General features: G+C 28.2%; 29 protein-coding genes and 3 tRNA genes. 24 read left to right on the forward strand and 8 right to left on the reverse strand.

Features of this window, described 5'->3' with window-relative positions; genetic code table 11:
- Positions 1-41 precede the first annotated feature (41 nt).
- From AC2TY9_RS04755 to AC2TY9_RS04765, 3 genes are read left to right on the forward strand one after another with little or no spacing between them, the layout of a single operon-like run.
- Complete coding sequence (locus AC2TY9_RS04755) at positions 42-344, forward strand: hypothetical protein (protein WP_489779787.1); 303 nt, start codon at positions 42-44, stop codon at positions 342-344.
- 51 nt (positions 345-395) lie between these two features.
- Positions 396-1,502, forward strand: a complete 1,107-nt coding sequence (gene mltA / locus AC2TY9_RS04760) for a murein transglycosylase A (RefSeq protein WP_489779788.1) — start codon at positions 396-398, stop codon at positions 1,500-1,502.
- Positions 1,503-1,545: 43 nt separating this feature from the next.
- Positions 1,546-2,283 carry a hypothetical protein gene (locus AC2TY9_RS04765; protein ID WP_489779789.1) on the forward strand — a complete coding sequence of 246 codons (738 nt, stop codon included), beginning with the start codon at positions 1,546-1,548 and terminating at the stop codon, positions 2,281-2,283.
- Positions 2,284-2,301: 18 nt separating this feature from the next.
- On the opposite strand, the gene AC2TY9_RS04770 is transcribed toward AC2TY9_RS04765, so the two are convergent.
- Both AC2TY9_RS04770 and AC2TY9_RS04775 read right to left on the reverse strand, forming a co-directional pair.
- Positions 2,302-2,547, reverse strand: a complete 246-nt coding sequence (locus AC2TY9_RS04770; protein WP_489779790.1) for a hypothetical protein — start codon at positions 2,545-2,547, stop codon at positions 2,302-2,304.
- Positions 2,547-2,786 carry a hypothetical protein gene (locus AC2TY9_RS04775; protein ID WP_489779791.1) on the reverse strand — a complete coding sequence of 80 codons (240 nt, stop codon included), beginning with the start codon at positions 2,784-2,786 and terminating at the stop codon, positions 2,547-2,549. Before AC2TY9_RS04775 ends, AC2TY9_RS04770 begins: the two co-directional genes overlap by 1 nt.
- Positions 2,787-2,932: 146 nt before the next feature.
- Here AC2TY9_RS04775 and AC2TY9_RS04780 point away from each other — a divergent pair, with 146 nt between their 5' ends.
- The gene (locus AC2TY9_RS04780) at positions 2,933-3,739 is read left to right on the forward strand and encodes a phosphatidylserine decarboxylase (protein ID WP_489779792.1); all 807 of its coding nucleotides are present in this window, start codon (positions 2,933-2,935) and stop codon (positions 3,737-3,739) included.
- An 83-nt stretch (positions 3,740-3,822) separates the two neighbouring features.
- Positions 3,823-4,056 carry a hypothetical protein gene (locus AC2TY9_RS04785; RefSeq protein WP_489779793.1) on the forward strand — a complete coding sequence of 78 codons (234 nt, stop codon included), beginning with the start codon at positions 3,823-3,825 and terminating at the stop codon, positions 4,054-4,056.
- A 14-nt stretch (positions 4,057-4,070) separates the two neighbouring features.
- On the opposite strand, the gene AC2TY9_RS04790 is transcribed toward AC2TY9_RS04785, so the two are convergent.
- Positions 4,071-4,427, reverse strand: a complete 357-nt coding sequence (locus AC2TY9_RS04790) for a rhodanese-like domain-containing protein (RefSeq protein ID WP_489779794.1) — start codon at positions 4,425-4,427, stop codon at positions 4,071-4,073.
- A gap of 156 nt (positions 4,428-4,583) precedes the next feature.
- On the opposite strand from AC2TY9_RS04790, the gene trxA reads away from it, so the two are divergent.
- From trxA to AC2TY9_RS04830, 8 genes are read left to right on the forward strand one after another with little or no spacing between them, the layout of a single operon-like run.
- Positions 4,584-4,946, forward strand: a complete 363-nt coding sequence (gene trxA, locus AC2TY9_RS04795) for a thioredoxin (RefSeq protein ID WP_489779795.1) — start codon at positions 4,584-4,586, stop codon at positions 4,944-4,946.
- Positions 4,947-4,955: 9 nt separating this feature from the next.
- Positions 4,956-6,719: a protein-disulfide reductase DsbD gene (gene dsbD / locus AC2TY9_RS04800; RefSeq protein ID WP_489779796.1), complete on the forward strand. Its 1,764-nt coding sequence runs from the start codon at positions 4,956-4,958 to the stop codon at positions 6,717-6,719.
- A gap of 56 nt (positions 6,720-6,775) precedes the next feature.
- Positions 6,776-7,378 carry a MarC family protein gene (locus AC2TY9_RS04805; protein WP_489779797.1) on the forward strand — a complete coding sequence of 201 codons (603 nt, stop codon included), beginning with the start codon at positions 6,776-6,778 and terminating at the stop codon, positions 7,376-7,378.
- 1 nt (position 7,379) lies between these two features.
- On the forward strand, positions 7,380-8,312 hold the full coding sequence (locus AC2TY9_RS04810; protein ID WP_489779798.1) for a PLP-dependent aminotransferase family protein: 933 nt from the start codon (positions 7,380-7,382) through the stop codon (positions 8,310-8,312).
- Positions 8,302-8,907 (forward strand): transglutaminase-like domain-containing protein, encoded by a 606-nt coding sequence (locus tag AC2TY9_RS04815; protein ID WP_489779799.1) that lies wholly within the window; start codon positions 8,302-8,304, stop codon positions 8,905-8,907. The genes AC2TY9_RS04810 and AC2TY9_RS04815 overlap by 11 nt, the downstream gene beginning before the upstream one ends.
- Entirely contained in the window at positions 8,904-9,353 is a 450-nt protein-coding gene (dtd, locus tag AC2TY9_RS04820) for a D-aminoacyl-tRNA deacylase (RefSeq protein WP_489779800.1), read from the forward strand. The genes AC2TY9_RS04815 and dtd overlap by 4 nt, the downstream gene beginning before the upstream one ends.
- Entirely contained in the window at positions 9,353-10,039 is a 687-nt protein-coding gene (locus AC2TY9_RS04825; RefSeq protein WP_489779801.1) for an SDR family oxidoreductase, read from the forward strand. The genes dtd and AC2TY9_RS04825 overlap by 1 nt, the downstream gene beginning before the upstream one ends.
- 12 nt (positions 10,040-10,051) lie before the next feature.
- On the forward strand, positions 10,052-10,477 hold the full coding sequence (locus AC2TY9_RS04830; RefSeq protein ID WP_489779802.1) for a hypothetical protein: 426 nt from the start codon (positions 10,052-10,054) through the stop codon (positions 10,475-10,477).
- On the opposite strand, the gene AC2TY9_RS04835 is transcribed toward AC2TY9_RS04830, so the two are convergent.
- The 4 genes from AC2TY9_RS04835 to ilvD all read right to left on the reverse strand — a co-directional run bounded on the left by AC2TY9_RS04835 (position 10,474) and on the right by ilvD (position 15,690).
- Positions 10,474-11,694 (reverse strand): ArsS family sensor histidine kinase, encoded by a 1,221-nt coding sequence (locus AC2TY9_RS04835; RefSeq protein ID WP_489779803.1) that lies wholly within the window; start codon positions 11,692-11,694, stop codon positions 10,474-10,476. The genes AC2TY9_RS04830 and AC2TY9_RS04835 overlap by 4 nt on opposite strands.
- Positions 11,691-12,368, reverse strand: a complete 678-nt coding sequence (locus AC2TY9_RS04840; RefSeq protein ID WP_489780403.1) for a response regulator transcription factor — start codon at positions 12,366-12,368, stop codon at positions 11,691-11,693. Before AC2TY9_RS04840 ends, AC2TY9_RS04835 begins: the two co-directional genes overlap by 4 nt.
- A gap of 10 nt (positions 12,369-12,378) precedes the next feature.
- On the reverse strand, positions 12,379-13,797 hold the full coding sequence (locus AC2TY9_RS04845; RefSeq protein WP_489779804.1) for a Do family serine endopeptidase: 1,419 nt from the start codon (positions 13,795-13,797) through the stop codon (positions 12,379-12,381).
- A 204-nt stretch (positions 13,798-14,001) separates the two neighbouring features.
- Positions 14,002-15,690, reverse strand: a complete 1,689-nt coding sequence (gene ilvD, locus AC2TY9_RS04850; RefSeq protein WP_489779805.1) for a dihydroxy-acid dehydratase — start codon at positions 15,688-15,690, stop codon at positions 14,002-14,004.
- A 307-nt stretch (positions 15,691-15,997) separates the two neighbouring features.
- Here ilvD and AC2TY9_RS04855 point away from each other — a divergent pair.
- The 7 genes from AC2TY9_RS04855 (at position 15,998) to AC2TY9_RS04885 (ending at position 19,364) form a co-directional block, all read left to right on the forward strand.
- Positions 15,998-16,084 (forward strand) — tRNA-Leu (locus tag AC2TY9_RS04855).
- A gap of 37 nt (positions 16,085-16,121) precedes the next feature.
- Positions 16,122-16,210 (forward strand) — tRNA-Ser (locus tag AC2TY9_RS04860).
- Positions 16,211-16,260: 50 nt separating this feature from the next.
- Positions 16,261-16,336 (forward strand) — tRNA-Cys (locus AC2TY9_RS04865).
- Between the two features lie 140 nt (positions 16,337-16,476).
- A complete protein-coding gene (locus AC2TY9_RS04870; RefSeq protein ID WP_489779806.1) occupies positions 16,477-16,686 on the forward strand; it encodes a cold-shock protein in 210 nt (69 codons plus the stop codon).
- Between the two features lie 173 nt (positions 16,687-16,859).
- The gene (locus tag AC2TY9_RS04875) at positions 16,860-18,779 is read left to right on the forward strand and encodes a sensor histidine kinase (protein WP_489779807.1); all 1,920 of its coding nucleotides are present in this window, start codon (positions 16,860-16,862) and stop codon (positions 18,777-18,779) included.
- A 96-nt stretch (positions 18,780-18,875) separates the two neighbouring features.
- Positions 18,876-19,088, forward strand: a complete 213-nt coding sequence (locus tag AC2TY9_RS04880) for a hypothetical protein (RefSeq protein ID WP_489779808.1) — start codon at positions 18,876-18,878, stop codon at positions 19,086-19,088.
- A 66-nt stretch (positions 19,089-19,154) separates the two neighbouring features.
- On the forward strand, positions 19,155-19,364 hold the full coding sequence (locus tag AC2TY9_RS04885) for a hypothetical protein (RefSeq protein ID WP_489779809.1): 210 nt from the start codon (positions 19,155-19,157) through the stop codon (positions 19,362-19,364).
- Here the strand turns inward: AC2TY9_RS04885 and AC2TY9_RS04890 are convergent.
- Positions 19,347-19,700, reverse strand: coding sequence for an arsenate reductase family protein (locus AC2TY9_RS04890; RefSeq protein ID WP_489779810.1), 354 nt, complete (start codon positions 19,698-19,700; stop codon positions 19,347-19,349). The genes AC2TY9_RS04885 and AC2TY9_RS04890 overlap by 18 nt on opposite strands.
- Before the next feature lie 501 nt (positions 19,701-20,201).
- On the opposite strand from AC2TY9_RS04890, the gene gap reads away from it, so the two are divergent.
- Genes gap through AC2TY9_RS04910 form a run of 4 tightly spaced genes read left to right on the forward strand, consistent with a single transcriptional unit; the run spans position 20,202 to position 26,807 of the window.
- On the forward strand, positions 20,202-21,197 hold the full coding sequence (gap, locus tag AC2TY9_RS04895) for a type I glyceraldehyde-3-phosphate dehydrogenase (protein ID WP_489779811.1): 996 nt from the start codon (positions 20,202-20,204) through the stop codon (positions 21,195-21,197).
- Between the two features lie 40 nt (positions 21,198-21,237).
- Positions 21,238-22,215, forward strand: a complete 978-nt coding sequence (locus AC2TY9_RS04900) for a 6-phosphofructokinase (protein ID WP_489779812.1) — start codon at positions 21,238-21,240, stop codon at positions 22,213-22,215.
- Positions 22,216-22,243: 28 nt separating this feature from the next.
- Positions 22,244-24,727 (forward strand): sugar phosphate nucleotidyltransferase, encoded by a 2,484-nt coding sequence (locus AC2TY9_RS04905; RefSeq protein WP_489779813.1) that lies wholly within the window; start codon positions 22,244-22,246, stop codon positions 24,725-24,727.
- Positions 24,720-26,807 carry a glycoside hydrolase family 57 protein gene (locus AC2TY9_RS04910; RefSeq protein WP_489779814.1) on the forward strand — a complete coding sequence of 696 codons (2,088 nt, stop codon included), beginning with the start codon at positions 24,720-24,722 and terminating at the stop codon, positions 26,805-26,807. The genes AC2TY9_RS04905 and AC2TY9_RS04910 overlap by 8 nt, the downstream gene beginning before the upstream one ends.
- Position 26,808: the final 1 nt, after the last annotated feature.

The following is a 26,808-nucleotide window of genomic DNA, read 5'->3' on the forward strand; positions in this document are numbered from 1 at the left end:
TGTTAAAATCTATTAAAGCAAGGGGAAGGTAAACTTCCCTTATGCAAACAATAATCTTTTTACTATTACTCTTTTTAATAGTTATATTCTCAGTTTTACTATACTACAAAAGCAAACACTCACGGGTTGATAAATTAAATAGTGGTGAATGCCCATCTTGTGGAGAAAAAGCAAAATCTTTTTATGATGAAAATACAAGAACCTATTTTAAACAAGAGGTAATTACTGCAAAAATGTTAAAAGGTGGTGGATGTTCTGGCGTAAATGATATTGAATACAGGTGTAAAGCTTGTGGATTAAAAGAAGTTTATTCTCAATCTGGAAATTCAAACTGCGGGATTTAAGAAGTATTAACCTTTAAATGATAGAATTCCAAAATCAAAGGGGAATTCAAGATGAAACTACTAACAATTGTAATTATTTTTTTTACACTTTTATTTACAGGTTGTTCTTTAAAAGAACCATCAAAACTGCAAACACTTTCTATTTCAAAAGCAAAAGTTAAAAAAATTGATATTGAACAGATAAAAGGCTTTGAAGAAGATAACTTAGATTTAGCCTTTGAGGTATTTCAAAAAGACTGCAAAAGAGCAAAAAGATATGAGCTTTTTAAAAATGTTTGTGAAATTTCAGAAAATTACGATGATCCATTTAAATTTTTTACAGAAAATTTTACAGCCTATGAACTACATAATAAAAATGGTACAAATACAGGTGTGATAACTGGATATTATGAACCTATGCTAAATGGAAGTTTAGAAAAAAATGAAAAATATAAGTATCCAATTTATAAAACTCCTGATGATATGTTGCTGATTGATTTAAGTGCTTCATATCCAGAATTAAAAAAATACAGACTAAGAGGTAAATTAGTAAATGGTAAAATAATCTCTTACGATAATAGAGATGAGTTAAAAAATAGAGATGATTTAGAAGCTATTTGCTATGTTGATAATGAGATAGATCTATTCTTTTTACAAATTCAGGGCTCAGGAAAAGTTAAACTTGATAATGGCGAAACTATAAATATTGGATATGCAAATCAAAATGGCCATAAATACAGATCTATTGGTAAATATATGATTAAAAAAGATTATATAGGTTCAAAAACTGATTATCCAGCTTCTATGCAAGGAATGAAAAAATGGTTAAAAGAAAATAGTGAAAAAATAGATGAGGTTTTAAATCATAATCCAAGCTATGTATTTTTTACACAAAGAGATCAAGGGGCAACGGGAGCTTTAGGTACACAATTAGTTGCAGGTAGAAATTTAGCAGTAGATAGAAGATATATTCCCCTTGGAATGCCCGTATTTATTAATACAAAATCTTCTATATCCCAAGAAAATATTGATAGACTTATGGTAGCAGCTGATGTTGGTGGAGCAATAAAAGGTGAGATTAGAGCAGATTTCTTTTTTGGACATGGCCAAAATGCAGAACTTGAAGCAGGTGGAATGAAAGAACAAGGGAAACTTACAATTTTAGTTCCAAATAATTAGCTAAGATATATTAAAATAAAATAATTTATTGAAAGGAAGATATTTGAACTATAAACTTTGGTTAGATTATGATTTTATAACAAAAGATACTGCAATTACTTTAGATAAAAGATTAAAAAATGTAGTTGATCGAATGGAAAACTTTTTTAAGAATGCTTTATCAAAACCTCTTGAAAAAGAATATATTGAGTTTTATTTAGCTGGGTCATGCCTAAAAAGAGATACCTTTAGAGATTTAGATTTATTTTTTAAAACAAAAGATGAATTAGAAAATATCTTAAGTTATATTGATGAAAAACATTTTTTATATAAGAATAATTCCCATACTTTTAAATTTGAAAATGATATATTTCAGTGTGTATATAGGGAAAGGTTTTTAAATAAAGATTTAAATTTCGTAGTTGATATCTTTGACTTCTCATCCACAAAAATTGGTTTTAAATGTAGATTTAATATGAAAACAAAAAAAGTTGAGATTATTCAATCAGATATTAGAGAAGTTTTTATAAACTATTTAAAAACTAGAAAAAATGGGATTACTAGGATAAATCAAAATCCATTTGTATCTCTTCAACGGGCAGTTAGATTTAGTAAAAGTGGAGATGATATTCCATTTAGTACCTATTTAGATATTATTTTTGAGATAAATAAAATTGATCCAGATGTAAATTATGATTTATATTTCCAAAGACTTCAAGGTGACGATGAAAATTTTGAAGAGATAAAAAAAGCTATTGAGATTTTTTTAGATAAAAAAAGAGAATTAAAAAAAGGTGTTTAGGAAAAAATCCTAAACCCTTTAGTCACAGCAGCCATTGCCGCAGCATACAAATTCATTTCCATTGTTAGGTGCAAAGGAGATTATAAAATCTCCATCTTTTTCCTGCACTAAAAAGTCGTGTTTTCTACAAAACTCTTGATTCATTTTATCTTTCATTCTTAAAGCTTTTATTAAAGCCTTATCCTTTGAATCAAATTCTATATTGTTTTGTAAATCACTTTTTTTAAAGCAACTACACTCTTTTTCTACAATGACTTGATTCATTAGCTACAGTGACCACCACCACAACATCCAGAAACTTTTTGTTGTGCGAAGTTAATTACAAAATTGTTTTGGAATTCAACTAAATCGAATTCATGTTTTCCACAGAAATCTTCATTCATTTGATTTTTCATATCAATTGCTTTACTTAAAGCATCATCTTTTGAAGTAAACTCCATATTATTTTCTAAATCACTTCTTCTAAAACATCCACACTCTTTTTCAACAATAATTTTGTGCATTTTTATCCTTATTACATTTAATTTTTTGAAATCTTACTAAAAAATATTTAAATAAATCTTTTAAAAAATTGTTATTAACTAGAATTTAAAATTGAAGAAATATTTAGATAAAATACAAAACAATTAGAAACTATGTAAGGACAATGATGCATATTACAAATATAATTTCACAATATTTTGGAAAATTTGCAAAAACCAATTTCCCATCTTTTATTCAAAAGATTATAAACAATGGTTATGTTAAATTTTTAGGTTTAAATATGAGTGAATTTAGAAACCCTAAATTTTATAAATCACTAAATGATTTATTTACAAGAGAACTTGCAATTGCTAGACAAATAGATAAAGATGAAAATATTTTTGTTTCACCAACAGATAGTTTAGTTACTCAATGTGGAACTTTAGAAAAAGATTTATTACTTCAAATAAAAGGTATGGAATATTCTGTTGAAGATATGTTAACTTACCATTGTGCTGACAATTTTAAAAGATTAAATAATGGTTCATATATGAACTTTTATTTGTCACCTAAAGATTATCACAGGTATCATGCGCCAATTGATTTTGAAATAAAAAGATTGATTCATATTCCAGGAAAACTTTATCCTGTAAATCTAAAATATTTAAACAAACAAATTGATTTATTTGTTGAAAATGAAAGGGTAGTTTTAGAGTGTATTAATGATGACAAATTATTTTATATGGTTTTTGTTGGGGCATTAAATGTTGGACAAATGGTATTTACTTTTGAACCAAAGATTGAAACAAATACAGATATTAGAGATATTCAAATTTATGAGTATGAAGAAAAAAGTGTTAAAAAAGGTGATTGTTTAGGTTACTTTAAAATGGGTTCAACGGTAGTTATGGTTTGGGAAGAAAATAGTGTAGAGATAAAAAATCTTCTTAACCAAAGTGTTAAGTTTGGTGAAAAAATAGCTTCAAAAAAATAAGCTTATAATTTTAATAGTAACTTTTTAACATAAAAAAAGTTTGTTATTGTAGAATTAATCAAATTGAATTACAAGGAAAAAAAATGGCAACAACTGAATTAAAAAAATTATCATTGGCAGGAACTAAAAAAGGTGTAATTTCTATTTCAAACGTATCTGAACCATATGGAAAAGGAACTCCTGATATTGTAAGTATTGGTATTTCATTAAATGGAAAAGACATTGAATGGAAATCTCATATTCCTTATGAAAACTTAGATGATGTTATTGCAGTATTACAAGAAGCAAGTGCAGCAAAAAAAGCCGAAGAGGAGTAAAATTCTCTTTAGCTTTAAATATATTCAACCTCTTTACCCTCTTCAAGCCAAAAAGCCATTCCTCCAGATAGATGACAAACATTAGTATATCCATAGTTTTGGATTAAATAATTACCAATTGTTCTAGTTCTATTAGCATGGGCACAGATTAAGACAAATTGTTGATCCTTTGATGTTACAAGCTTCTCAAACTCTTTCATCCAAGTTGGTATATCTACATTTCCAAACATATCAAAAAAAGTCATAAGATGTGAGTTTTTTACAACTCCTGTATAAGCCCACTCTTCATCTCTTCTTACATCAATCATAACAATATTTTTTTCAATAAGTTTTTCTACTTCACTTGGTGATAAATCTATTAAATAACTCATTTAACTCCCTTTATTTGGTAATTTTATCATTTTAATCTTAGGAAATTTATAATTATTAATTATAATTCTTTTTTGATATTTACTTATAAAATGAAGTTTATAAACAATTTCTTCACAAAACTTCACTATAATAGTTAAAATTAAAAAAGGAATATAATGAAAAAAGTGTTTTTTGCTCTTCTTTTAACTATTTCAACTTTATTTGGATTTGAACATGTTAATACAGGTAATTTTGATAAAAAAATAGAAAAAGGTAACGTAATCGTAGATTTTTATGCAACTTGGTGTCCACCTTGTAAAATCTTAGCTCAAAGCTTAGAAGATTTTGATAAAGTAAAACCAATGGATATTAGAATCTATAAAGTTGATATCGATAAATATATGGATTTAGCAAAAAAATATGGTGTTACGGCTCTTCCAACAATTGTTTTTTTCAAAGATGGAAAACCAATAGCAAAAGAGGTTGGAATTAAAGATGTACCACAATTAACAAATAGCTCAAAAATGCATTTCAATTAAGGTTTAAAAATGATAAAAAAACTACTTATACTTATCTTCTTTTCAATTTATGCCTTTGCTTCAAACCAAGGTTTTTTAGAGCCAGAAGAAGCATTTAAAACAAGTTTTGAAAAAAAAGATGACAATGTAATTTTCACAATTAAATTAGGTAAAGACATTTATTTATATGATGATAAATTAAAGTTTTTAATAACAAAACCACAAGAGATGGATATAAGAAATGACTTAGATGTGCCAGCGCCAAAAGAGTATGAGATTTGGCAGATTCATAGTCACGATTTAGATATTAAGATTCCATATGCACTTTTAAAAGAAAAAACAAATAATGCTTCAAGTGTTGAAGTTACAGTAAAATTTCAAGGGTGTTCAAAAGCGGGGCTTTGTTATGCTCCAATGAGTGCTAGTGAAAATATTGATTTTGCAAAAGCATCAAGTAGTACTGAAACAAAAAAGCAATCTCAAACTCAAACTGAAAATAAGCAAGTCCAAGCCGAAACACTAAATGAGACAGATGCAATAGCAAGTACACTAAAAGATGGGAACATTTTAATTGTTTTAGCAACTTTTTTTGGATTTGGATTATTATTGTCTTTAACACCATGTGTTTTCCCAATGATTCCAATTTTATCTTCTATTATTGTAAAAGCAGGAGATAGTGGTAATCTAACAGCATCAAAAGGTTTTTTCTTATCTTTAGTTTATGTTTTATCTATGGCAACTGCATATACTCTAGCAGGGGTTTTAGCAGGAATTTTTGGAGCTAATTTACAAGTAGCTTTACAAAATCCATATGTTTTAGTAGCTTTTTCTGCGATTTTTGTAGCCTTAGCATTTTCAATGTTTGGATATTTTAAACTTGAACTTCCACAAAGTGTTCAAAATAAAATAAATAAAACGACAGATGGAAAAGAAAAACAAGGTGTACTTGGAATTGCAATCATGGGATTCTTATCTGCTCTTATTGTTGGTCCTTGTGTTGCGCCGCCATTAGCTGGAGCTTTAGTTTATATTGGTCAAACTGGTGATGCATTATTAGGCGGAGCTGCTTTATTTGTAATGAGTATTGGTATGGGTATTCCATTACTTCTAATTGGACTTGGTGCTGGTAAATATATGCCAAAACCTGGTGGTTGGATGGAAAATGTAACTAAAATCTTTGGTATTGTAATGTTAGGAGTAGCAGTTTGGATGCTTGAAAGAATATTAAATCCTCAAATCATTATGTTTATGTGGGCATTATTATTAATTGGTGCAGCTTTATATCTAAAAGTATTTGAGCACATTATTGCAAAATTGATTACTACAGTGATTATGATTTATGGAGTTTTAGTATTTGTAGGAGCTGTAACTGGAGCAACGAATCCATTAAAACCATTGGATAAATTTACAAGCGGTGTTGCTATTTCACAAAATGTAGAGGAATTATCTTGGAGCAAAGTGAAATCAAATGAGCAAATTAACTTGGCTGTAAAGGCTTCATCTAAACCTGTGATGTTAGATTTTTATGCTGATTGGTGTATCTCTTGTAAAGAGTTTGAGGGGATTACTTTTAAAGATGAACGAGTAATTGCAAAATTAAAAGAGTTTACACTTTTAAAAGCTGATGTAACAGAAAATAATGAAGATGATAAGGCTATGCAAAAAAGGTTTGGAGTTGTTGGCCCTCCCGGTTTAATTTTTTGGGATAAAGATGGAAAAGAGATAAAAGTCGCTCAAATTGCGGGATATAAAAACCCTGAAGAGTTTTTAAAAATACTTAATACTCACTTTTAATTACTTATCATAATTTAGATATACTTCCTAAAATATAATTTTTAGGAAGTGTTTTTATGGACCTTTTTGTTGCAACATTTTTAAAAATGTTTTTTATCATGACACCATTTTTTGTATTATCTGTCTTCTTAACCGTAACAAATGAAGCTAATGTAAAAGAGAAAAAAACATTAGCAATAAAAGTTACTACTTCTGTAATAGTTTTAAGTCTTGTCTTACTTTTTTTTGGAACACATATTTTTAGTATTTTTGGTATAACTTTAGATGCCTTTAGAATTGGAGCAGGGGCTTTATTGTTTTTATCTGCTGTTGATTTAATTAGAGGAAGTAAAGATGGACAAAAAGTTGATGGTGCAAATTTACATGATTTAGCAGTTGTTCCTTTAGCAATACCAATTACAATTGGACCTGGAACTATTGGTGTGCTTCTAGTTATGGGTGCAGGTTTTGAATCAAAATCATCTTTATTTTTAGGAAGTTTAGCTTTAGTATGTGCTGTTTTATTAGTTGGAATTATGTTATATTTTTCTCATATTATTAAAAAAGTTATTGGAAAGCAAGGATTACTAATAATATCTAAAATAACAGGTCTTTTTTTGGCAGCTTTATCTGCTCAAATCATATTTACTGGAATAAAAAACTTTTTAAACTTGGTATAAAATGATTGATTTTTCTTGTGATTTAAATTTTTTAAAACCAAATGCTAATATTGATTATAGCTTAGTCACAAGTGCAGATTATGATAATTTATTAAATCTTTTAGAGAAAAGATATCATATAAGTAAAAATCAAATTGAACTTTATAATGGTTTTAGTTCAGCTATATATTCTTTGCTAAAGTTTTTAAATTTAAAATATTGTTTTATCTATAGCCCATGCTCTTTAGAATTTAAAAAAGCCGCAACTAACCTAGCATATGAAGTTAGACTTATTAATAGATTTGAAAATCTATTTTTACCAATAAAACAAGATAGTTTGGTAGTTTTTGCTAATCCTTCATATTTAGATGGGACATATTATGATTTGGAAAATCTTTTTAAATATTGGAAAGAAAAAAATGCAACGGTTTTAATAGATGAAACAATGCTAGATTTTTGTGGGGAAGATGCTGCTATAAAATATCTTAAAGAGTATAAAAATTTATATATTATAAAAAATCTTTCAATATACTATTCAAATGAAAATCTTAATATCTCTACACTTTTTTCAATAAGAAGAAATATTGAATCAATTAGAAAATATGAACCAGAAAATAAACTATCTGCATATGATATGAAGTATTTAGAGGAGTCTTTAAAAGATTGGGATTTTAAAGTTATCTCAAATAGTGTGAATATAAAAAATAGAATTGAATTAGAAAAAATATTTCATTCTTGTAAATATGTAGATTTTTTGTTTCATAGTAGTAGTAATTCTCTTTTAATTAAGCTTAAAAAAATAAACTCAAAGGAGTTTAGATTAAAACTTCAAGAAAAAAATATTATTGTTCCAAACTGTTTAAAATATGATTTCATTGATGAGAGTTTTGTGAATATATATGTTGATTCTAAACAGAGTATCGAAAGCTTAAAAGAGATTTTATATGCTATTTAAAAATAGATTTTTGTATTTTCTTTCTATTGTAATATCTATTGTTTCTATTGTATTTATGATTGTAATGATTTATAAATCCTTTTTTATTGTTAAACATCAGTTTATAGATATTGATGGTGCAACTTATGTAAATCAAGTTAGAACAGATGATTTTACAAGAAGACTTGCCAATGAGTTAACAAAAGAGTGTCAAGGAAATCATGGTTGTGAGGTTCAGTCGATGTTGGATTTTGTAACAGCAATTCCATATAAAGTTAATAAAAGTGTTGCAAAAAGTTCGCAAAAGGTTGTGGAACAAAACTTTGGAGATTGTGATGATAAATCCAATTTATTGATTTCAATGCTAAAGGTTAAAGGCTATGAAGCATATTTTGTACTTGTTCCCAAACATATTTTTGTGATAGTTAATTTAAAAGACATAATCCCTAATGTAAAAGCCTTATATGTAAATAGTAAGCCATATTATATATTAGAAAGCACAGCAAAGGGCTCAGCTATTGGTTTTAGATTAAAATATAGTTTTGATGAGATTAAAGCTATTGTTGACCCTTTTAAGAATAAGAAATTAGTTATTGAGAAGTTGGAATATAAATGATTGCAGTAATACAAAGAGTAAGTAGTTCTAATGTAAAAGTTGATGGAAAAGTAGTAGGAGAAATATCAAAGGGATTAAATATACTTCTTGGAGTGAAAAAGGGTGATGATAGTTTTGATATTACTAAGCTAGTAAATAAAATCATAAATCTTAGAATTTTTCAAGATGAAAATCAAAAAATGAATTTATCTCTTTTAGATATAAATGGACAAGCACTTATTATCTCTCAATTTACTTTAGCAGGAAATATAAAAAAAGGAAGACGACCTAGTTTTGATAGTAGTGAAACTCCTGATGTAGCAAATAAACTTTATGAAGAGTTCGTAAATGAGTTTAGAAAAGCTGGGATTAATACACAAACAGGTGAATTTGGTGCATATATGGATGTACGTATTCAAAATGATGGCCCAGTAACTTTTATAATTGATTCAAAGGAATTAAATTAATGAAAAATATCATTATAACTGGTGCTTCAAATGGTATTGGAAAAGCTTTAGCCAAAAATTTGAGAAAAAAATACAATATTATAAATATAGACAAAGAAGAGATAGATTTTAAAGATGTAGATTTTTATAAATGTGATTTATCTTCAAAAAAACAGTTAAAAAAAACAATAAAGAAAATAAAAACAAAATACGATACTATTCATGCACTTATAAATAATGCAGGATATGGTATTTTTAAACCAATAGAAGAACAAAGTATAGATGAGTGGGATAGTGTTATAAATACTAATTTAAGAGCTCCATATATACTTTCTAAAGAGTTTTCTATTTATTTAAAGCAATCACAAGGGCATATTATAAATATCTCTTCAATAAGAGCTATTATGAGTGAAAGTGGAACTGAGAGTTATAGTGCATCAAAAGGTGGTATTGTATCTCTTACCCATGCTTTAGCAGTTTCTCTAAGCCCTGAAGTAAATGTAAATTGTATTAGTCCTGGATGGATTAATACCCATGAAGGTTTTCTTCCAACTAAAAATGATCATAAACAACATTTAAGTGCTAGAGTAGGAGAAACTTCAGATATCGTTGATACAGTAAGATTTTTATTAAAAAATAAAGGTTTTATTACTGGAACAAATATAGTTGTAGATGGTGGTATGACTAGGAAAATGATTTATGTTTAGGAGCTTAAATTAATGAAATATATAGAATGGTTTGAGAATCATGGTAAAAGACATGCCAAGGTTATGGAAAAACTAAAAGATAAAAGTGATGATGAAGTAATAGAGTATTTTAGATTTGATAATATGGTAAAAAATGAACCAGATTTTTGCCCATTATATAAAGATAATAAAAAGTGTCATGATTATGAGGAGTTAAATTGTTATCTATGTGCCTGTCCAAATTTTAGATTTGATGATGACGGAGTAAGAAAACAAGATGATAAAACAGTTTATTCTTTTTGTTCTATTGATTCAAAAGATGGAGATCAATTTATTGGTGAAGATTATATCCATCAAAATTGTTCAGGGTGTATAGTTCCCCATAGAGAGAAATATATTAAAAAACATTTTTCAAGAAATTGGTTTAAAATTATGAAAGATGTTGTAATAAAAAGTTAAGAGATTAAAATAGAAAAAGTATTTTTCCCCTTAGTATGGTTATAAACCAATTTATAACCATGCAAGTTCGCAATGGTTTTTACAATATATAATCCTAATCCAAAACCATCACTTCTTTTCTCTTCTTGCGAAAATGGTTCTGTATAATATTCTAGTTCATATTTTAAAGGGTCACCTTCACTAATAATATCAACTCTTTGTTTATTTGCTTTTATTATTGCGTGGTTATTTGGTGAGAATTTGATTGCATTATCTATCAAATTTTTTAGGGCAACAGAAAACATCGCTGTATCTGCATTTAGATTAAAATCATTTACTTTTGCACTAATTTTATCTGGGCTTAACATTGCAATTTCAACTGTTCTTTTATAGATTTTAAAAAAAGAAGTAAGCTCTTTATATACAAAGGTATTACTAGAAGTAAGTTTCTCAACCATAGCAAGCTCTTTGATGATATCATCCATTCTTTTGAATGCTTTTTGTAAAGTTAATCGTGCTTTATCATCTTCTAAAGTTTCAGCTATAAACATAGCCTTTGTAATTGGAGTTTTAAGCTCATGCATCATATTACGCATGAAAAGATCTTTTGATTTTGTTTGATTGTTTATATGGGTTATTGCGTCCCCAAAGGTTTTTGCAATTGTTCCAATCTCATCACTACTATTGGATTTTATTTTTACATTAAAGTCACCATTTGAAAACTTTTTAATCTCTTTATTTAAATCCCTAAGAGGTTTTAGTTTTCTTTTTAAAATATAGTATAAAGAGAGTAATACTGCAAGGGAAAATGTTGCAGCAGATATTATGATTATAAGATTATATGAATAGTTTTGAGAATCTTGAATCATTAAATTGTACCCATCTTTTTGAACATAAATATATAAATCCTCTTCAAGATTAAAAATTCTATACATCCCTAAAGTATTTGTTCTAAGTAAAGTAGGTTTAGCATGATTTATAATTTTAAAGTTTAATTCTTCATCTTGGATTCTTTTCATTTTAAATTGGTCTAAAATGATTTTAATACTACTATTTGTTGGATTTGTCTGCAAAGATTTTAGTAGGCTTTCTGCAACAAGTTCATATTTTTTTTGCATATTTATATTATATCTTTGCTGGTCAAGCTTGATAAAAATTGCAAAGGTTAATGAAATGGCAATTAATGCTAAAATAAATATAGTGTTGATAAATGCAGAAATAGAGATATTACGAATCATGATATTAGTTGATAACCAATTCCTCTAACCGATTTGATATATGTTTTACTATCATCAATTTTAGATATTTTACTTCTAATTCTTGAAACCATAACATCAATGTTTTTTAAACTACTGTCATCTTCAATATGATCACTTGAATAAATAAAGTCTTCCCTTGCTACAACTGCACCATTTCTCTGAATCATTAATTTTAAAATATCAAACTCTGCTAGAGTTAAAGATAAAACTTCACTTTTAAAGAGAATTTGAATATCATCTTCTCTTAATTCAAAGTCTGTTTTTTTAATATTGTCTTCCTCTTTTACAATAGGAGTAATTCTTTTTAAAATAGCTTTAATTCTTGCTTGTAGTTCTCTTGGATTGTATGGTTTAGGAAGATAATCATCAGCTCCCCTTTCAAGTCCCATAACTTTGTCAAGAATATCATCTCTAGCACTAGAAATTATAATTGGAATTTCAGATTTTTTTCTAATCTTAGGAATAAGTTCTAAACCATCAATTTCTGGAAGTGTTAAATCTAAAATAAGTAGTTTATAGTCTTTTAAACTTAACATTGATAGCCCATTATAAGGGCTATCTGTGTTTGTTACTTCAATATCATATGAAGCTAAGTAGTCAGTGATGATTTGAGCTAATTCTAAATCATCTTCAATCATAAGTACCTGAACTATTGTAAATCCTTTATTTCATTGCTAATAGAATTGTTTGACCATATCTATTAACATAAATTCTTTTATCTTTCTTATTATACTTTCTTACAGCTTGTTGTATGTCACCAAAGCTTTTTATTTCGATTTCTTCAATTTGGATAATAACATCACCTGGTTGAAAACCAACTTTTTCTGCTTTTGAACCTGGTTCTACACCTATGATTAAAACACCTTCTGAATTTGAACTTAGTCTAAATCTTTTTATCATATCAGCATTTATTTCTGATAATTGAAGACCACCTAAAAATTTACCATTATTGGCTTCTGAAGTTATAAGACCAGCTCTATTTCCAAGGGTAATCTCTTTTGTAATATTTTTCTTATCTCTTTCAACCTCAATATTAATAGTTTCATCAGGTTTAAATGAGGCGATAACATTTTGTAAATCTTTTCTATTTCTAATTTGTTTATTATTAATAGAGTAGATTAAATCTCCTCTTTTTAATCCAGCTTTAGCCGCTGGCGTATCACTTGCAACATCTAAAATTAAAGCACCACTATCATGGTTATAAAGTCTCATTAAATTTGGTTTTAAATCATCAATTACAACACCTAAATAACCCCTAGTTACTTTACCATCAGAGATTAGTTTTTTTACAACATTTTTTACCATATCAACTGGAATTGCAAAACCAATACCATTATTCCCACCTGATCTTGAGATAATTGCACTGTTAATACCAATTAAGGCACCTCTACTATCAACTAAAGCACCACCTGAATTACCTGGGTTAATAGATGCATCTGTTTGAATAAAGTTTTCATATCTATTGATACCTACATTATCTTTATTTAATGCAGAAATAATACCTTGCGTTACAGTACTTCCTATACCAAAAGGATTACCAAGGGCAAAAATTAAGTCCCCAACTTTTAAACTTTCAGAAAAACCTAGTTTAATAGCTGTGAAGTTATCACCTTCAATTTTAATAACTGCTAAATCTGAATCAGCATCTTTACCAATAACCCTAGCATTGAACTCTTTTGGGTCTTCACCAATTGTAATTGTAATCTCATCAGCATTTTCAATAACATGGTTATTGGTAACTATATATCCATCTTTTGAGATGATTACACCAGAACCTAGTGATCTTTGAATTCTATTTTGTTGAAATTGTTCATTGAATTGATCCCCAAAAAATCTTCTTAAAAATGGATCATTAAACATTTGAAATGGAATATTACCAGCATTTGTAGAAACTTTTCTTTTTGCTGCAATATTTACAACTGAATGCATAGCACCTTTTACACTTTCATTGAAAGATAAAATCTGGTGTGAATTACTTGGAGTTACCCTTTGTGGATTTTTTTCTGCCATTTGAAAATCTATACTTGATGCAAATAAACTTGAAGCAAGTATGGCAGTAAATAAAATAGCTTTTTTACTCATTTTTCTGTCCTTTTAAATAATTCTATTTACTCTAAATTTTTTTAATGTGGTACCTACTTAAATAGAGTTTCATAGTTTATGTAAGATAATTATAATATCTAAATGTAAACTATTTCTGAATAAAGTGTAAACAAAAACTTAATACAAAGTGTAGAAATTGTGGAGTTTGTAGTAGGAATAAGTTGGGAAAATCCCAACTTATTATTAAAGATCAGTTTTTAAAACAGCACCATTACTTGCATTTGTAACTAAACTTCTATATTGTCCTAACCAAGAAGAGTTAAGAGGTTTTTTAAGTGGGGTAAAATCAGCTTTTCTTTTAGCAATTTCTTCATCACTTAAATTTACAGATAAAATATATTGATCAACATCAATATGGATCTCATCACCATCTTTTAAAAGTCCAATCATTCCACCTTCAGCAGCTTCAGGAGAAACGTGACCAATTGAAGCACCTCTTGTTGCTCCACTAAATCTTCCATCAGTAATAAGTGCGCATTTGTCACCTAACCCCATTCCCATAATTAAACTTGTAGGAGCTAACATCTCTTGCATACCAGGACCACCTTTAGGCCCTTCATATCTAATAACAACAACATCACCAGCTTTTACTTTCCCACCAACAATTCCAGAAATAGCTTCTGGTTGTCCATCAAAGCAAACAGCACGACCTGTAAATACTCTATCTCCAGTAATTCCAGCAGTTTTAATAACAGCGCCTTCTTGTGCAAGATTTCCATAAAGGATAGCTAATCCTCCAACTTGTGAATATGGATTATCAATAGTATGAATAATATTTGTATCTTTAATATATGCATCTTTGATTTTTTCATATAAAGTTTCACCAGTTATTGTAAGATTTTCAATTAAGATGTTATCACCTCTTTTTGTCATCTCTTTCATAACGGCATTAACTCCACCTGCTTTATTAATATCTTCCATATGTACAGTTGATAATGATGGAGAGATTTTAGCAATATGTGAAACTTTTTTTGAGATTGAGTTAATATCTTCAAGGTTAAAGTTAACTCCTGCTTCTTTTGCAATAGCTAACATATGTAATACAGTATTTGAAGATCCACCCATTGCCATATCAACAGCAAATGCATTTCTAACTGCATTTTCATTTAAAATACTTTTTAATTTAAATTTATCCCTTGCTGCTGCATCTTTTGCAATCTCACAAACTCTTCTAGCCGCTTTTCTATATAATTCTTCTCTCTCAGGAGTAAGTGCTAAAATTGTACCATTTCCAGGAAGTGCAATTCCCATTGCTTCCATAAGTGTATTCATTGAGTTAGCAGTAAACATACCAGAACATGATCCACCAGATGGACATGCGTTACACTCAATATCTTTTAAATCTTCGTCACTCATATCTCCTGCTTCATGTTTTCCTACAGCTTCAAAAGCAGTAGCTAAATCAATAGGAGTACCATCTTTTGTGTGACCTTTTTGCATTGGACCACCTGATACAAATACAGTAGGAACATTTACCCTTAAAGCACCCATAATCATACCTGGTACAATTTTATCACAGTTTGGAATAGCAATCATGGCATCAAGTTTATGTGCATTCATAACTGTTTCAATAGAAGATGCTATTAATTCTCTACTTGGAAGTGAAAATAACATACCATCATGACCCATAGCAATACCATCATCAACACCAATTGTATTAAACTCAAATGGAACACATCCATTTGCTTTAATCTCCTCTTTTATAATTGCTGATACTTTATCTAAGAAAAAGTGTCCTGGAATTAATTCAATAAAAGAATTTGCAACTCCAATAAATGGTTTGTCAAAATCTTCATCTTTTAAACCAGTTGCTCTTAATAAAGATCTATGTGGTGTTCTGTCAAAACCTTTTTTTACTTCATCACTTCTCAATATGCATCCTTTTAACTGGTTCCCAATTCAAAGGGACCGTATTTTTAAAACTTCTTTTTAATAGTGAAAGTGTATTCCACTTAAAAGAAGGAAAACCTAAAGAGCTTTAAGAATAAAGCTTTTAAGGGGTTTTTTGTGGTCAGAATTATACATTTTTTGGTGTTTGGTTTTCATTAAAAAAAAATATTTTTATAAAATTTTGAATTTTTTTTAAAAAAGCCTTGACAAAGAAAAAAAAATCTATTATAATTCCAGTCCAATTTGAGAAACAACATAAGAGGTTTTTCAAATAAAACTACTGTTAAGTGCGAGTGTGGCGGAATAGGTAGACGCGTGGGACTTAAAATCCCATTCCGGTTTCGGAGTGTGAGTTCGATTCTCACCATTCGCACCACTTTTCAATTGATGCGAGAGCATCTTTTTTTTTGCGTAGAGAGTTGGCTGAGTTGGTCGAAAGCACCGGTTTTGAAAACCGGCGAGGTTCACGCCTCCGAGGGTTCGAATCCCTTGCTCTCTGCCATTTTTTTTTAAACAATCATTTTATCTTACTACTGTTAAAATGATTTATACGGAGGTATAGCAAAGTTGGTAATGCCCGGGATTGCAAATCCTGTATGCGTCGGTTCGAGTCCGGCTACCTCCTCCAATTTATAATTTAAACAAACACAAATAGAATGTAGTAATTCATGCTAATTCTGTCAAACTTTTGACTGGATTTTGTCATGTTAATATGTATTTATAATTTGAGTTTTTTATTATAAGACATATTAAAACAAAGGAAAGACAATGGCAAATGGAACAGTAAAATGGTTCAACAGTGAAAAAGGTTTTGGATTTATTCAACAAGAAGATGGTGGAAAAGATGTATTCGTACACTACAGACAAATTAATAATACAGGTTACGGAAGAGTTTCTCTAGAAGAGGGTCAAAAAGTTACTTTCGAAGTAGAAGAAGGTCAAAAAGGTCTTCAAGCTGTTAACGTAACTGCTTTATAATATAAGCTTTAAATAGTAAAAAGGGGAGGTATTTTATACCTTCCCTTTTTTTATCTGTACTCATTTAGATTAACTCACATAAAATATACAAAAACCTTATTTTCATTAAAATGTATAAAAATTTATTATAATTATTATATACTCCTTTTCAGCACTTTTATAAAGAGATAAGTATGAAAATAACAAATGATGAAAAAAACATTTTAAATATAATTAAATTTTCTCCAATAATTCTTGTAATTCTTGTATCTCTTTTTGTATCAAATATATATTTGACAAAAATGGAAGAAGCTTTCTCAAAAGAAATAAAACTAACAAAACAGAAATATCTTGTTCAAAATAAACAAATAGTAAAAAGTAATATAGATAATATTTATAATTTAATTACATATGAAAAAAATAAATCGGAACAATTATTAAAAGAAGAGATAAAAAATAGAGTTTATGAAGCCCATGCTATTGCTACAAATATATATGAAGAAACAAAAGACTCTGCTACTAAAGAAGAATTATTATTAATAATAAAAAAAGTATTGGGAAGTATCCGGTATAACAATGGTCGAGGATATTTTTTTATTGATGATGTAAATGGGATAGGTATTTTACAACCTTTAAATAAAAGTTTAGAGAATACAAACAAACTAGAGTTCGAAGATGCAAAGGGCTACCAATTTGTTAAAACTATTGTTCAGACCATAAAGAATAAAAGTGAAAGGTATGATACATATTATTGGTATAAACCTAATAACAATAAAAATACTTTTAAAAAAATCAGTTTTTATAAATATTTTGAGCCATTAAATGTTGCAATAGGAACGGGTGAATATATTGATGATTTTGAAAATAATTTAAAAAAGGAATTATTGTTAAAAATTAAAAAGATTAAGGGAGAAGATAGTTCTTATGTATTTATATTTGATGACAAAGGTAATGTTCTTTCTCACTATAAAGATTCTTTAGTTGGGACAAATCGATACAATGTAAAAAATCCTTTAGGAAAACATGTTGTAAAAGATGTAATTGAATTTGCTTTAAAAAATAAAAAAGGGTTTATGAGATACACAACTGAGGTTAATCCTGAAAATTTAGAAAAACAGGATAAAATCTCATATATTAAATTTGTAGACAATTGGAACTGGGTTATTGGTACAGGTTTTTTTTTAGAAAAATTTAATAAAGAAATTGAACAAAAAACAAAAAACTTACTGGGCTCTAAAGAAAAATCAATTATGGAAATAATTTGGCTTTCTATTTTTATAACCGGTGTATTTATTTTATTATCATTTTATATATCGCGCAAAATATCACAAAAATTTATAATATATAGAAGTAAGATTGAAGATGAAAATAGTAAAACTATAGAAAAAGAAAGATTATTAATACAACAATCAAAAATGGCAGCAATGGGAGAGATGATAGGAAATATTGCCCATCAATGGAGACAACCTTTATCTGCAATTTCAGCTAGTGCTACGGGATTAAAAATTCAAAAGGAAATGGATTGCCTTTCTTCTTCAGAGTTAGACTCTTCTTTAACAGCTATAAACGATTCTGTACAGTACCTTTCTAAAACAATTGATGATTTTAGAAGTTTTCTTAATCCTAATAATAAAAATCGAAAAAGTTTTATGATTTCAGATTCTTTAGAAAAAGCTTTAAATTTAGTTAGTTCTCAATTTGCAGCAAAAGAGATAGAAATTATTAAAGATATTGATGATTATGAATTATACTCAATAGAAAATCAACTTGTTCAGGTTTTTATAAATATACTCAATAATGCAAAAGATACTTTAATTGTAAAAGAGAATCAAAAAAAATTAATTTTTATAAAAACTTATAAAGAAGACAATAGTTTTTATATAGAAATAAAAGATAATGGTGGCGGAATTAAAGAAAATATTATAGAAAGAATTTTTGAACCATATTTTACAACAAAACATCAATCCCAAGGGACTGGTATTGGATTATACATGTGTCAAGAAATTGTACGGAATCACTTAAAAGGAACATTAGTGGTAGAAAACACTGATTATACTTATAAAAATATTGAATATACTGGAGCAAAATTTATTATTAAAATAACTATAGATTAATCTGAATAGTCCGATTAATCAACTAGCTAAAAACTGTAATCAAAATGTAAGATATTGAATATATAATATTTTTATATATGATTATAAGAAAAGAGTATGGAAAAAGAATTAGAAAAATTTGAAAATTTAATATTTAAATATAGAAATATTAGAATTAGTCATAAAGACTTATCCTTTGATGAATACCTATATTCCTTGCATTCAGAGATTCCTCACCTTTTTCAAAATAAATCAATATCTCTTTCAAATGAAGAAAAACAAATCTTTTTAAATTTCTTAAAATATTATAAAAAAACCTTAAGTGTTTAAAAAATCATTTTTTATGTGATTTATGTTATAATTATTTTTATTATAAGAAGGTCGAAGGTTTATTAAATGATTATATTAAATATTGAGTTGGGTGAAGAGCTAGAAAAAAAATTCTATCAAAGAGCAAATGAAAAAAAAATATCTTATTTAGAGTATGTACAAAAGCTTATAATTGAAGACTTAGATGTTTATGAAAATATTTTAGAAGAAAGAAAGAAAAACAAGCAGAGCAGAAAAACTGCCCCTTTTGTTAGAAAATCAACCCAAAAAAGTTGATTTATATTCCTCTTCTTTAAATCCTATGGTAAATCTCTCTTCCCCATTTAATCCATGTTCTATAATTGGTCGTTTTAAGATACCATTATCTTTTTCAATTATGCTTACTGCTTTTTTTTCAGTTGGTTTTTTAGTTTTTAATTCTAAATCTCTATAAACTTTACTTCTTGGATTTAACATTGAAGTAGCAGATGTAAAAGTTTGCCATTTTTCTATTTTTTCTTTATTAACTGGCTCTTTACTTAAATCTATAAAATCGTAAGAGATGTTATTTTCATCAAAAAAAGCTTTAGCTTTTTTAACACTTTGGCAACTTTTAATTCCGTACATTTTCATATTCAATCCTTTAATTCAATTGTAATTTTATATTTTAAATCAAGTTGAGTGCTAAAGTTTTTAGCAAAACCTATTATTCTTTAAACAAATAATTGCTTCAATTATACTATCTTTAAGGGCAAAGTATTTTATTAAAGTTGTATCTTTTTTATTACTTTTATATATGCTTCTATTATTTAACAATCCACTAAAATAAACACAAGATTTGAATGAAGGAAATTTAAAAAAAGTATATAGTTTTTTTAATAACTTCATAGGTTACTTCAGTGAAATTATCCATGGCTTGGCGACAGTGTATCCTAAATAATAGCTCAGTTTTCATCACTTTCCTTCAAATTTATAAAAAACTTCATTTTAGCTTATCAATTTATGTTTATATTTTATGTTACTTAATTATAATAATACTATATATTTACATATTGATTACATTCTATACTTTTCTGAAATTATTTTGTAATCAATATTGTGTATTATAGATTTATATTAACAAAAGGAATACTTATGGCATTAAAAGTAGCAATCAATGGAACAGGTAGAATTGGACTAATCGCAGCAAAAATTGTATCTCAAAGAAGTGATATGGAGCTTGTAGCATTAAATACAACTTGTGATATGGATATGTTAATTTATTTATTAAAGTATGATACTGTACACATGGGAATCAATGCAGAAAAAGTTGATGATGAAAATATTTTAATCAATGGAGTAAACGTTAGAGTATTCTCTGATAGAGATCCAAAAAATGTTGATTTTGGTGGATGTGGAGCTAAGGTTGTTATTGAGTGTACGGGAGCATTTTTAACAACTGAAAAATGTCAAGCATATTTAAAAGATGGTGTTGAAAAAGTTGTTATGTCTGCACCTGCTAAAGATGATACACCAACATATGTATTAAATATCAATACTGATGATTATAAAGGTGAAGCTGTTATTTCAAATGCTTCTTGTACAACAAACTGTTTAGCACCAATTTGTAAAGTTTTAGATGATACTTTTGGAATTGAAAATGGTTTAATGACTACAATCCACTCATATACTAATGACCAAAATATTTTAGATGGTAAACATGCAAAAGATACTAGAAGAGCAAGAGCAGCTGCTATGAATATGATTCCAACTACAACAGGAGCAGCAAAAGCAATTGCACTTGTAATGCCTAACTTAAAAGGTAAACTTAATGGTTATGCAATGAGAGTTCCAACTGCAGACGTTTCAGTTGTAGACTTAACTGTAAATCTTAAAAAAGATGTTACTAAAGAGGATGTAAATAAAGCAATGGAATTAGCAAGTCAATCTTCATTTGATGGTTTAATCGAAGTTGATAATGACAAAAGAGTTTCAAGTGACTTTATTGGAAGTTCATACTCTTCAACTTTTGTTCCTGATATGACTTCTGTAATTGAAGGTAAGACAGTAAAAGTTTTAGCATGGTATGATAATGAATGGGGATATACAAGTAGATTAGTTGATATGACACTTTTTGTTGGTCAATACTAATATACATTTTGTAAAATAAATTTAACACTTAAGGTGAATTATGGCAATAGCAATAATGACATCAGGGGGAGACTGTGCAGGTATGAATCCTGCGATTAAACAGTTTGTCGACTATTGTTTTAACAGGAAAGTTCAACCTTACTTAATCTATGATGGATTAAAAGGCTTAATTGATGGCGACATAAGACCTGCGACATATGAAGATGTTGCAGGAATTATGCATGAAGGTGGTACTAAAATTAGGTCATCTAGATCAAAAAGATTTTTTGAATATAAATATAGAGAACAAGCTTACAAAAACTTACAAAAACATAATATTGACAAAATAGTAATTTTAGGAGGAGATGGTTCCTTTAGGGCACTTAACCAATTTCATAAGGATTTTGGAGTGAACTTTGTAGGAATTCCTGCTACTATTGATAATGATATTTTTGGGACGGAATATTGTTTAGGAGTTGATACAGCATTAAATGTAATTAGACAAGCAACTGATGCAGTGAGGGATACTTCATCTTCTTTTAAAAGAGCTTGTGTAATTGAAACTATGGGTAGAGATTGTGGATATTTAGCATTAGTATCTGCAATTACTTGTGGTGCTGAGGTTTGTATAATTCCAGAATTAGATTATGATTTAGATATTATTGGTGAGAGATTAAAAAAAGAGATTACAAACGGTAGGAAATATGTTGTTTGCGTAGTTGCAGAAGGCTGTCATGATGACAAATGTATAAGTACACAACATTTAGTTGACTGGTTACAAAATGATATAGGAATTGAAACAAGAGCAACAATTTTAGGTCATGTACAAAGGGGTGGAAACCCAACTGTATTTGATAGACTTTTAGCTTCAGAATTTGCAACTTTTGCAGTAGATAGGTTACTTTCAGGTCAAACTGGAGGAAGTGTAATTGTTTACAACAAAAGTGAATTTGATTTTGTATCAATAGAGTATGTTAATTCGCAAAAGTATAAGATTAAAGAAGAGTTATTAGACTTAGCGAGAAGATTGGTTAATTAGGGTTAAAATTTACAAAGGGGAGATAGGGATGAAAGCAATTGTTTTAGCAGGAGGATTTGGTACTAGAATTCAACCATTGACAAATTCGGTACCAAAGCCAATGCTTCCGATATTGAATCGGCCTATGATGGAACACATCATCATAAAACTAAGAGATGAATTAGGGATTACTGAGATTGGTATTTTACTTTATTTTAAACCAGATATTATTAAAGAACATTTTAAAGATGGAGAAGATTTAGGTGTAAATATTCAATATTTTTTACCTGATGATGATTATGGAACTGCTGGAGCAGTTGCTTTTGCTAGAGAGTTTTTAGATGAAACCTTTATTATAGTTAGTGGAGATTTAGTAACTAACTTTGATTTTAAAAAGATAAAAAAATTTCATGAGAAAAAAGAGTCTCAATTAACTATTACTCTAACACCTGTAGAAAATCCACTTCAATTTGGAGTTGTAATTGCAAATGAAGAGGATAGAATTGAAAAATTCTTAGAGAAACCAAGTTGGGGAGAATTATTTAGTGATACTATCAACACTGGTATTTATATAATAGAGCCACAAGTTTTAGATCTAATTCCATTTAAACAAAACTATGATTTTGCAAAAGATTTATTCCCAAAAATGATGAAAGAAGATATACCTTTATGGGGTTGCCCTCAAAAAGGTTATTGGAGAGATGTTGGAAACCCAGAAAGTTATAGAGATGTTTATAAAGATATTATGCTTGGAGATATTCAACTTCCATTTAAAGGGGAAGCTAGCTCTTTAGATAAAGGAACAATTTATTGTGAAGAGGGAACAAAATTAAACAAAAAAATTAGAGTTGAGGGAACTGTAGTTTTAGGTAAAAATGTATCTATTGATGAAGGGGTTACACTTAAAAATTGTGTAATTGGTGATAATACTAAAGTTTCTAAACACTCTGAAGTTATTGACACTGTTTTATGGAATGATGTAAAACTTGGAGTTAAAGTAAAGCTAAATAACTCAGTTATTTGTAATGATAATATTATTAAAGATGAATCAAAAGCACCCCATGGTGTTATTATGGCTGAGAAGTGTCTAGTTAATAAGAAAGTATCTTTTGAAAAAGATATTATTATGTGGCCTGATAAAGTAGTTGAAGCTTCTTCTGTAATTAGTTCAAACATTATTTGGGGAAATAAATACAAATCATCTATTTTTGAAGATGGTTCTGTAGTTGGTAGAACAAATATTGAGTTATCTTGTCAAATGACTATAAAATTAGCTGAAGCCTTTGGTTCAATCCTTCCAAAAGGATGTAATATTTATATCTCAAGGGATTATCATCCTTCAACATATATGTTAAAAAGAGCTTTTTTAGGTGGTATTTTATCAACTGGAGTTAATATTGTAGACCCTAGAAATGTACCTTCAAATGTAATGAGACACGCTTTAAGTAGTAAAGAAGAGATGGCAGCAGGTGTTCACTTTAGACAATCTGTTTTTGATCCAACTGAAACAGAAATAATCTTCTACACAAGTGAGGGACTTCCTGTGGATAGTAAGGTTGCTCAATCTATTGAAAGAGTATTCTTCAGAGAAAACTTTAGAAGAGTTCCTTATACAGATATTGGTACAGTAGTTGATGATATAACTTTAAGCGATGAATATATTGAAGCTATTCAGAACTCTTTTGATAAATCATTATTCCAAGCTTCTGATATTAAAGTGGCTGCTGATATTATGAATGGTTCAACTTCAGATATCTATCCACGAATTATAAATGAACTTGGTGTTGAAAACATCATTTTAAATGCACACAAAAGTGAAAAAATTAAATCTGCTGATATTGAAAAAACACAAACTACTATGCAAAATATAGTTAGAGCAATGAATTTAGATTGTGGATTTTTAATTTATCCAAATGGTCATAAACTTCAAGTTATAGATGGAACTGGAAAATTAATTTATGATTATAAACTTTTGATTACTGTTTTAAAATTATTGGATATGACAACTGATAGAAAACTAAAAGTTTTACTTCCAGCTTGGGCTCCTGATTTTGTGAGTTATGAAAATATTGAAATAACAATGGAAAAGCTTGAAAATCTTAAAGCAAAAGAATTAAAAGAATATGACCTAATTGCAGACAGTGATGGTCACTTTGCTTTTAGTGAATTTGGTTTAAATAGAGATTCAATTTATGCAAGTTTTAAAATCCTTGAATTACTTCAAAAATCAGGTAAAGAGCTTACAAAAATTGTAAAGGATATTAAAGATTTTGTTTATAAGGGTGAAAATATTCCTTGTCCAGATACCTTGAAAGGTAAGATGATGAGAAAATTCCTTGAAGATGGTAAAGGTAAGCAAACATCAAATATCGATGGTGTAAAAATTTGGATGAATGATGATGAATGGATTTTAATGGTTCCAGACCAACACAATGAATATTTAAATCTTTATGTTCAAGCTGAAGATGAAAAAAGTGCTGGAAAAATATTCTATTCATATCAAGATAAAATAGAAAAGTGGATTAGTGAATAAAAAATTATATTTGTCATTTTTATGGCATATGCATCAACCTTATTATAAAGATGATTTAACAAACAAGACATTAATGCCTTGGGTATTTTTACATGCCACAAAAGATTATTATGACATTCCTTGGTATTTGGAAAAATTTCCAAATATCAAGGCAACTTTCAATCTTGTTCCCTCTCTTATGGCTCAGATTGAAGAGTATATCAATGGAACAGCCAATGATAAGTTTATGGAGATTTTGAAAAAAGATGTAAGTCTTTTAAATAACGAAGAAAGTCTATTTCTAGAAGAGTATCTATTTTTACCAAATGAACAAAATATGATAAAGCCTCTTTCACGATATAATGAATTTTTAGTTAAATTCAAAGCTGAAGGAAATTCTATTAATTCTTTTAGCCATGAAGAATTAGTAGAGTTGGAAGTTTTATTTTTATTAACTTGGTGTGGAAATTATATAAGAGAAAATAATGATATTGTAAAGAGTTTATTAAGTCAAAAAAGAGGTTATACTCAAGAGCAAAAACTTCAATTAGTATCAACAATGTTTGAATTTTTAAAAGGAATAATACCTTATTACAAAAAGCTTTGTGATAGCAAGCAAATTGCAATTTCAACTACTCCTTTTTATCATCCAATTTTGCCATTATTATTAGATAGACAAAGTGCTGTTGAAGCAAAGCCTCACGTTTTATTACCAAGTTCACAAGCAGCTGATTTTAAAGATTTTGCTTCGATGCAAGTTAAAAATGCAGTTGAGTATTACAAAAAACAATTTGATACAAATGTAAGTGGTTTTTGGCCAAGTGAGGGAAGTGTTAGTGAAAAAACAATTTCATTACTTGCAGAAAATGGTGTAAAGTGGGCTTGTTCTGATGAAGAGATAATTTTTAAAACACTTCATAGTGGAAATAAAGAGTTAGTTTATAAACCATATTCCTTAAATACAAAAAATGGAAAAGTAAATCTATTTTTTAGAGATAAGTATTTAAGTGATTTAATTGGTTTTGAATATAGCAAAAAAGGGGCAAAGGAAGCTGCCCATGATTTTATATCTCATCTAAAAAATATCTACTATGACTCTTCTGAATCAGTTATTGTTCCAGTTATACTTGATGGTGAAAATGCATGGGAATTTTATCCAAATAATGCAAAAGAGTTTTTTGAAGAGTTATATAAGCAATTAGATTCTCAAACTTGGTTAGAGACTATTTTATTTGATGAAGTTCCCCAAATAGATGATTTAAAAGAAGTGGAAATAGAAAATCTTGCTAGTGGAAGTTGGATAAATGGAAACTTCGACATTTGGATTGGTAGTAATGAGAAAAATAGGGCTTGGGAACTTTTAGATATGACCAAAGTTTCCTTTGACAATGAAAAAGAGAATTTAAGTGAGGATAGATTAAAAAGAATCGAAAAAGAGTTTTTAATTGCCCTTGGAAGTGATTGGTTTTGGTGGTATGGGGATGACCATTATACAGAATTAAACCATCAATTTGATGAACAATTTAGAGCTCATTTAAAAAATATTTATGAGCTAATGGAAAAAAATGTACCAACAGAAATCTTCACTCCAATAGTAAAAAAAGATAGTAAAAAAAGAGTTCATATACCCCCAAAAGATTTTATTTATCCTGTTGTAGATGGAAATAATAGTAACTTTTTTGAATGGTTAAATAGTGGAGAAATAGATATCAAAAAAGAGTTTTCAACTATGGACTCTTCTTCTTCTATTGTAGATTATTTATATTATGGGAAAGATAAAGAGTGTAATTTATACCTTTATTTAAAAGGTGAAAAAATTAAGTATTTAAAAGGTAAAGATTTAGAATTAAAAGTAACTATTGATGATAAGATTTTTGTATTTGATTTAAAAGATAAAATTGAAAGTTTAGTTCAAAATGGAACATATTTTGATATAGCTTTAGATGAGGGAATTGAGTTAAAAGTTTATGCTCAAAAGAAAGAGAAAGTGAGTTTTATGTTTGAAATTTTTCAAGATAAAAGAAAAATTCAAAGATATCCACTTTATGATGAGACAGTTTTAGATTTTGAGAATTTATTCTTGAAAAACTGGTATATATAGG

This window comes from Arcobacter sp. ISO1 (genome assembly GCF_058105185.1).

Bases quoted from the DNA above. Each gene is read 5' to 3' on its own strand.
- AC2TY9_RS04835 (WP_489779803.1), bottom strand. From the start codon at position 11,694: ATGATTCGTAATATCTCTATTTCTGCATTTATCAACACTATATTTATT.
- AC2TY9_RS04900 (WP_489779812.1), top strand. From the start codon at position 21,238: ATGGCAATAGCAATAATGACATCAGGGGGAGACTGTGCAGGTATGAAT.
- AC2TY9_RS04780 (WP_489779792.1), top strand. From the start codon at position 2,933: ATGCATATTACAAATATAATTTCACAATATTTTGGAAAATTTGCAAAA.
- AC2TY9_RS04905 (WP_489779813.1), top strand. From the start codon at position 22,244: ATGAAAGCAATTGTTTTAGCAGGAGGATTTGGTACTAGAATTCAACCA.
- AC2TY9_RS04875 (WP_489779807.1), top strand. From the start codon at position 16,860: ATGAAAATAACAAATGATGAAAAAAACATTTTAAATATAATTAAATTT.
- AC2TY9_RS04845 (WP_489779804.1), bottom strand. From the start codon at position 13,797: ATGAGTAAAAAAGCTATTTTATTTACTGCCATACTTGCTTCAAGTTTA.
- AC2TY9_RS04755 (WP_489779787.1), top strand. From the start codon at position 42: ATGCAAACAATAATCTTTTTACTATTACTCTTTTTAATAGTTATATTC.
- AC2TY9_RS04880 (WP_489779808.1), top strand. From the start codon at position 18,876: ATGGAAAAAGAATTAGAAAAATTTGAAAATTTAATATTTAAATATAGA.
- AC2TY9_RS04870 (WP_489779806.1), top strand. From the start codon at position 16,477: ATGGCAAATGGAACAGTAAAATGGTTCAACAGTGAAAAAGGTTTTGGA.
- AC2TY9_RS04775 (WP_489779791.1), bottom strand. From the start codon at position 2,786: ATGCACAAAATTATTGTTGAAAAAGAGTGTGGATGTTTTAGAAGAAGT.
- AC2TY9_RS04805 (WP_489779797.1), top strand. From the start codon at position 6,776: ATGGACCTTTTTGTTGCAACATTTTTAAAAATGTTTTTTATCATGACA.
- AC2TY9_RS04830 (WP_489779802.1), top strand. From the start codon at position 10,052: ATGAAATATATAGAATGGTTTGAGAATCATGGTAAAAGACATGCCAAG.
- mltA (WP_489779788.1), top strand. From the start codon at position 396: ATGAAACTACTAACAATTGTAATTATTTTTTTTACACTTTTATTTACA.
- dsbD (WP_489779796.1), top strand. From the start codon at position 4,956: ATGATAAAAAAACTACTTATACTTATCTTCTTTTCAATTTATGCCTTT.
- AC2TY9_RS04785 (WP_489779793.1), top strand. From the start codon at position 3,823: ATGGCAACAACTGAATTAAAAAAATTATCATTGGCAGGAACTAAAAAA.
- AC2TY9_RS04790 (WP_489779794.1), bottom strand. From the start codon at position 4,427: ATGAGTTATTTAATAGATTTATCACCAAGTGAAGTAGAAAAACTTATT.
- AC2TY9_RS04810 (WP_489779798.1), top strand. From the start codon at position 7,380: ATGATTGATTTTTCTTGTGATTTAAATTTTTTAAAACCAAATGCTAAT.
- AC2TY9_RS04770 (WP_489779790.1), bottom strand. From the start codon at position 2,547: ATGAATCAAGTCATTGTAGAAAAAGAGTGTAGTTGCTTTAAAAAAAGT.
- dtd (WP_489779800.1), top strand. From the start codon at position 8,904: ATGATTGCAGTAATACAAAGAGTAAGTAGTTCTAATGTAAAAGTTGAT.
- AC2TY9_RS04890 (WP_489779810.1), bottom strand. From the start codon at position 19,700: ATGAAAATGTACGGAATTAAAAGTTGCCAAAGTGTTAAAAAAGCTAAA.
- trxA (WP_489779795.1), top strand. From the start codon at position 4,584: ATGAAAAAAGTGTTTTTTGCTCTTCTTTTAACTATTTCAACTTTATTT.
- AC2TY9_RS04825 (WP_489779801.1), top strand. From the start codon at position 9,353: ATGAAAAATATCATTATAACTGGTGCTTCAAATGGTATTGGAAAAGCT.
- AC2TY9_RS04885 (WP_489779809.1), top strand. From the start codon at position 19,155: ATGATTATATTAAATATTGAGTTGGGTGAAGAGCTAGAAAAAAAATTC.
- AC2TY9_RS04815 (WP_489779799.1), top strand. From the start codon at position 8,302: ATGCTATTTAAAAATAGATTTTTGTATTTTCTTTCTATTGTAATATCT.
- gap (WP_489779811.1), top strand. From the start codon at position 20,202: ATGGCATTAAAAGTAGCAATCAATGGAACAGGTAGAATTGGACTAATC.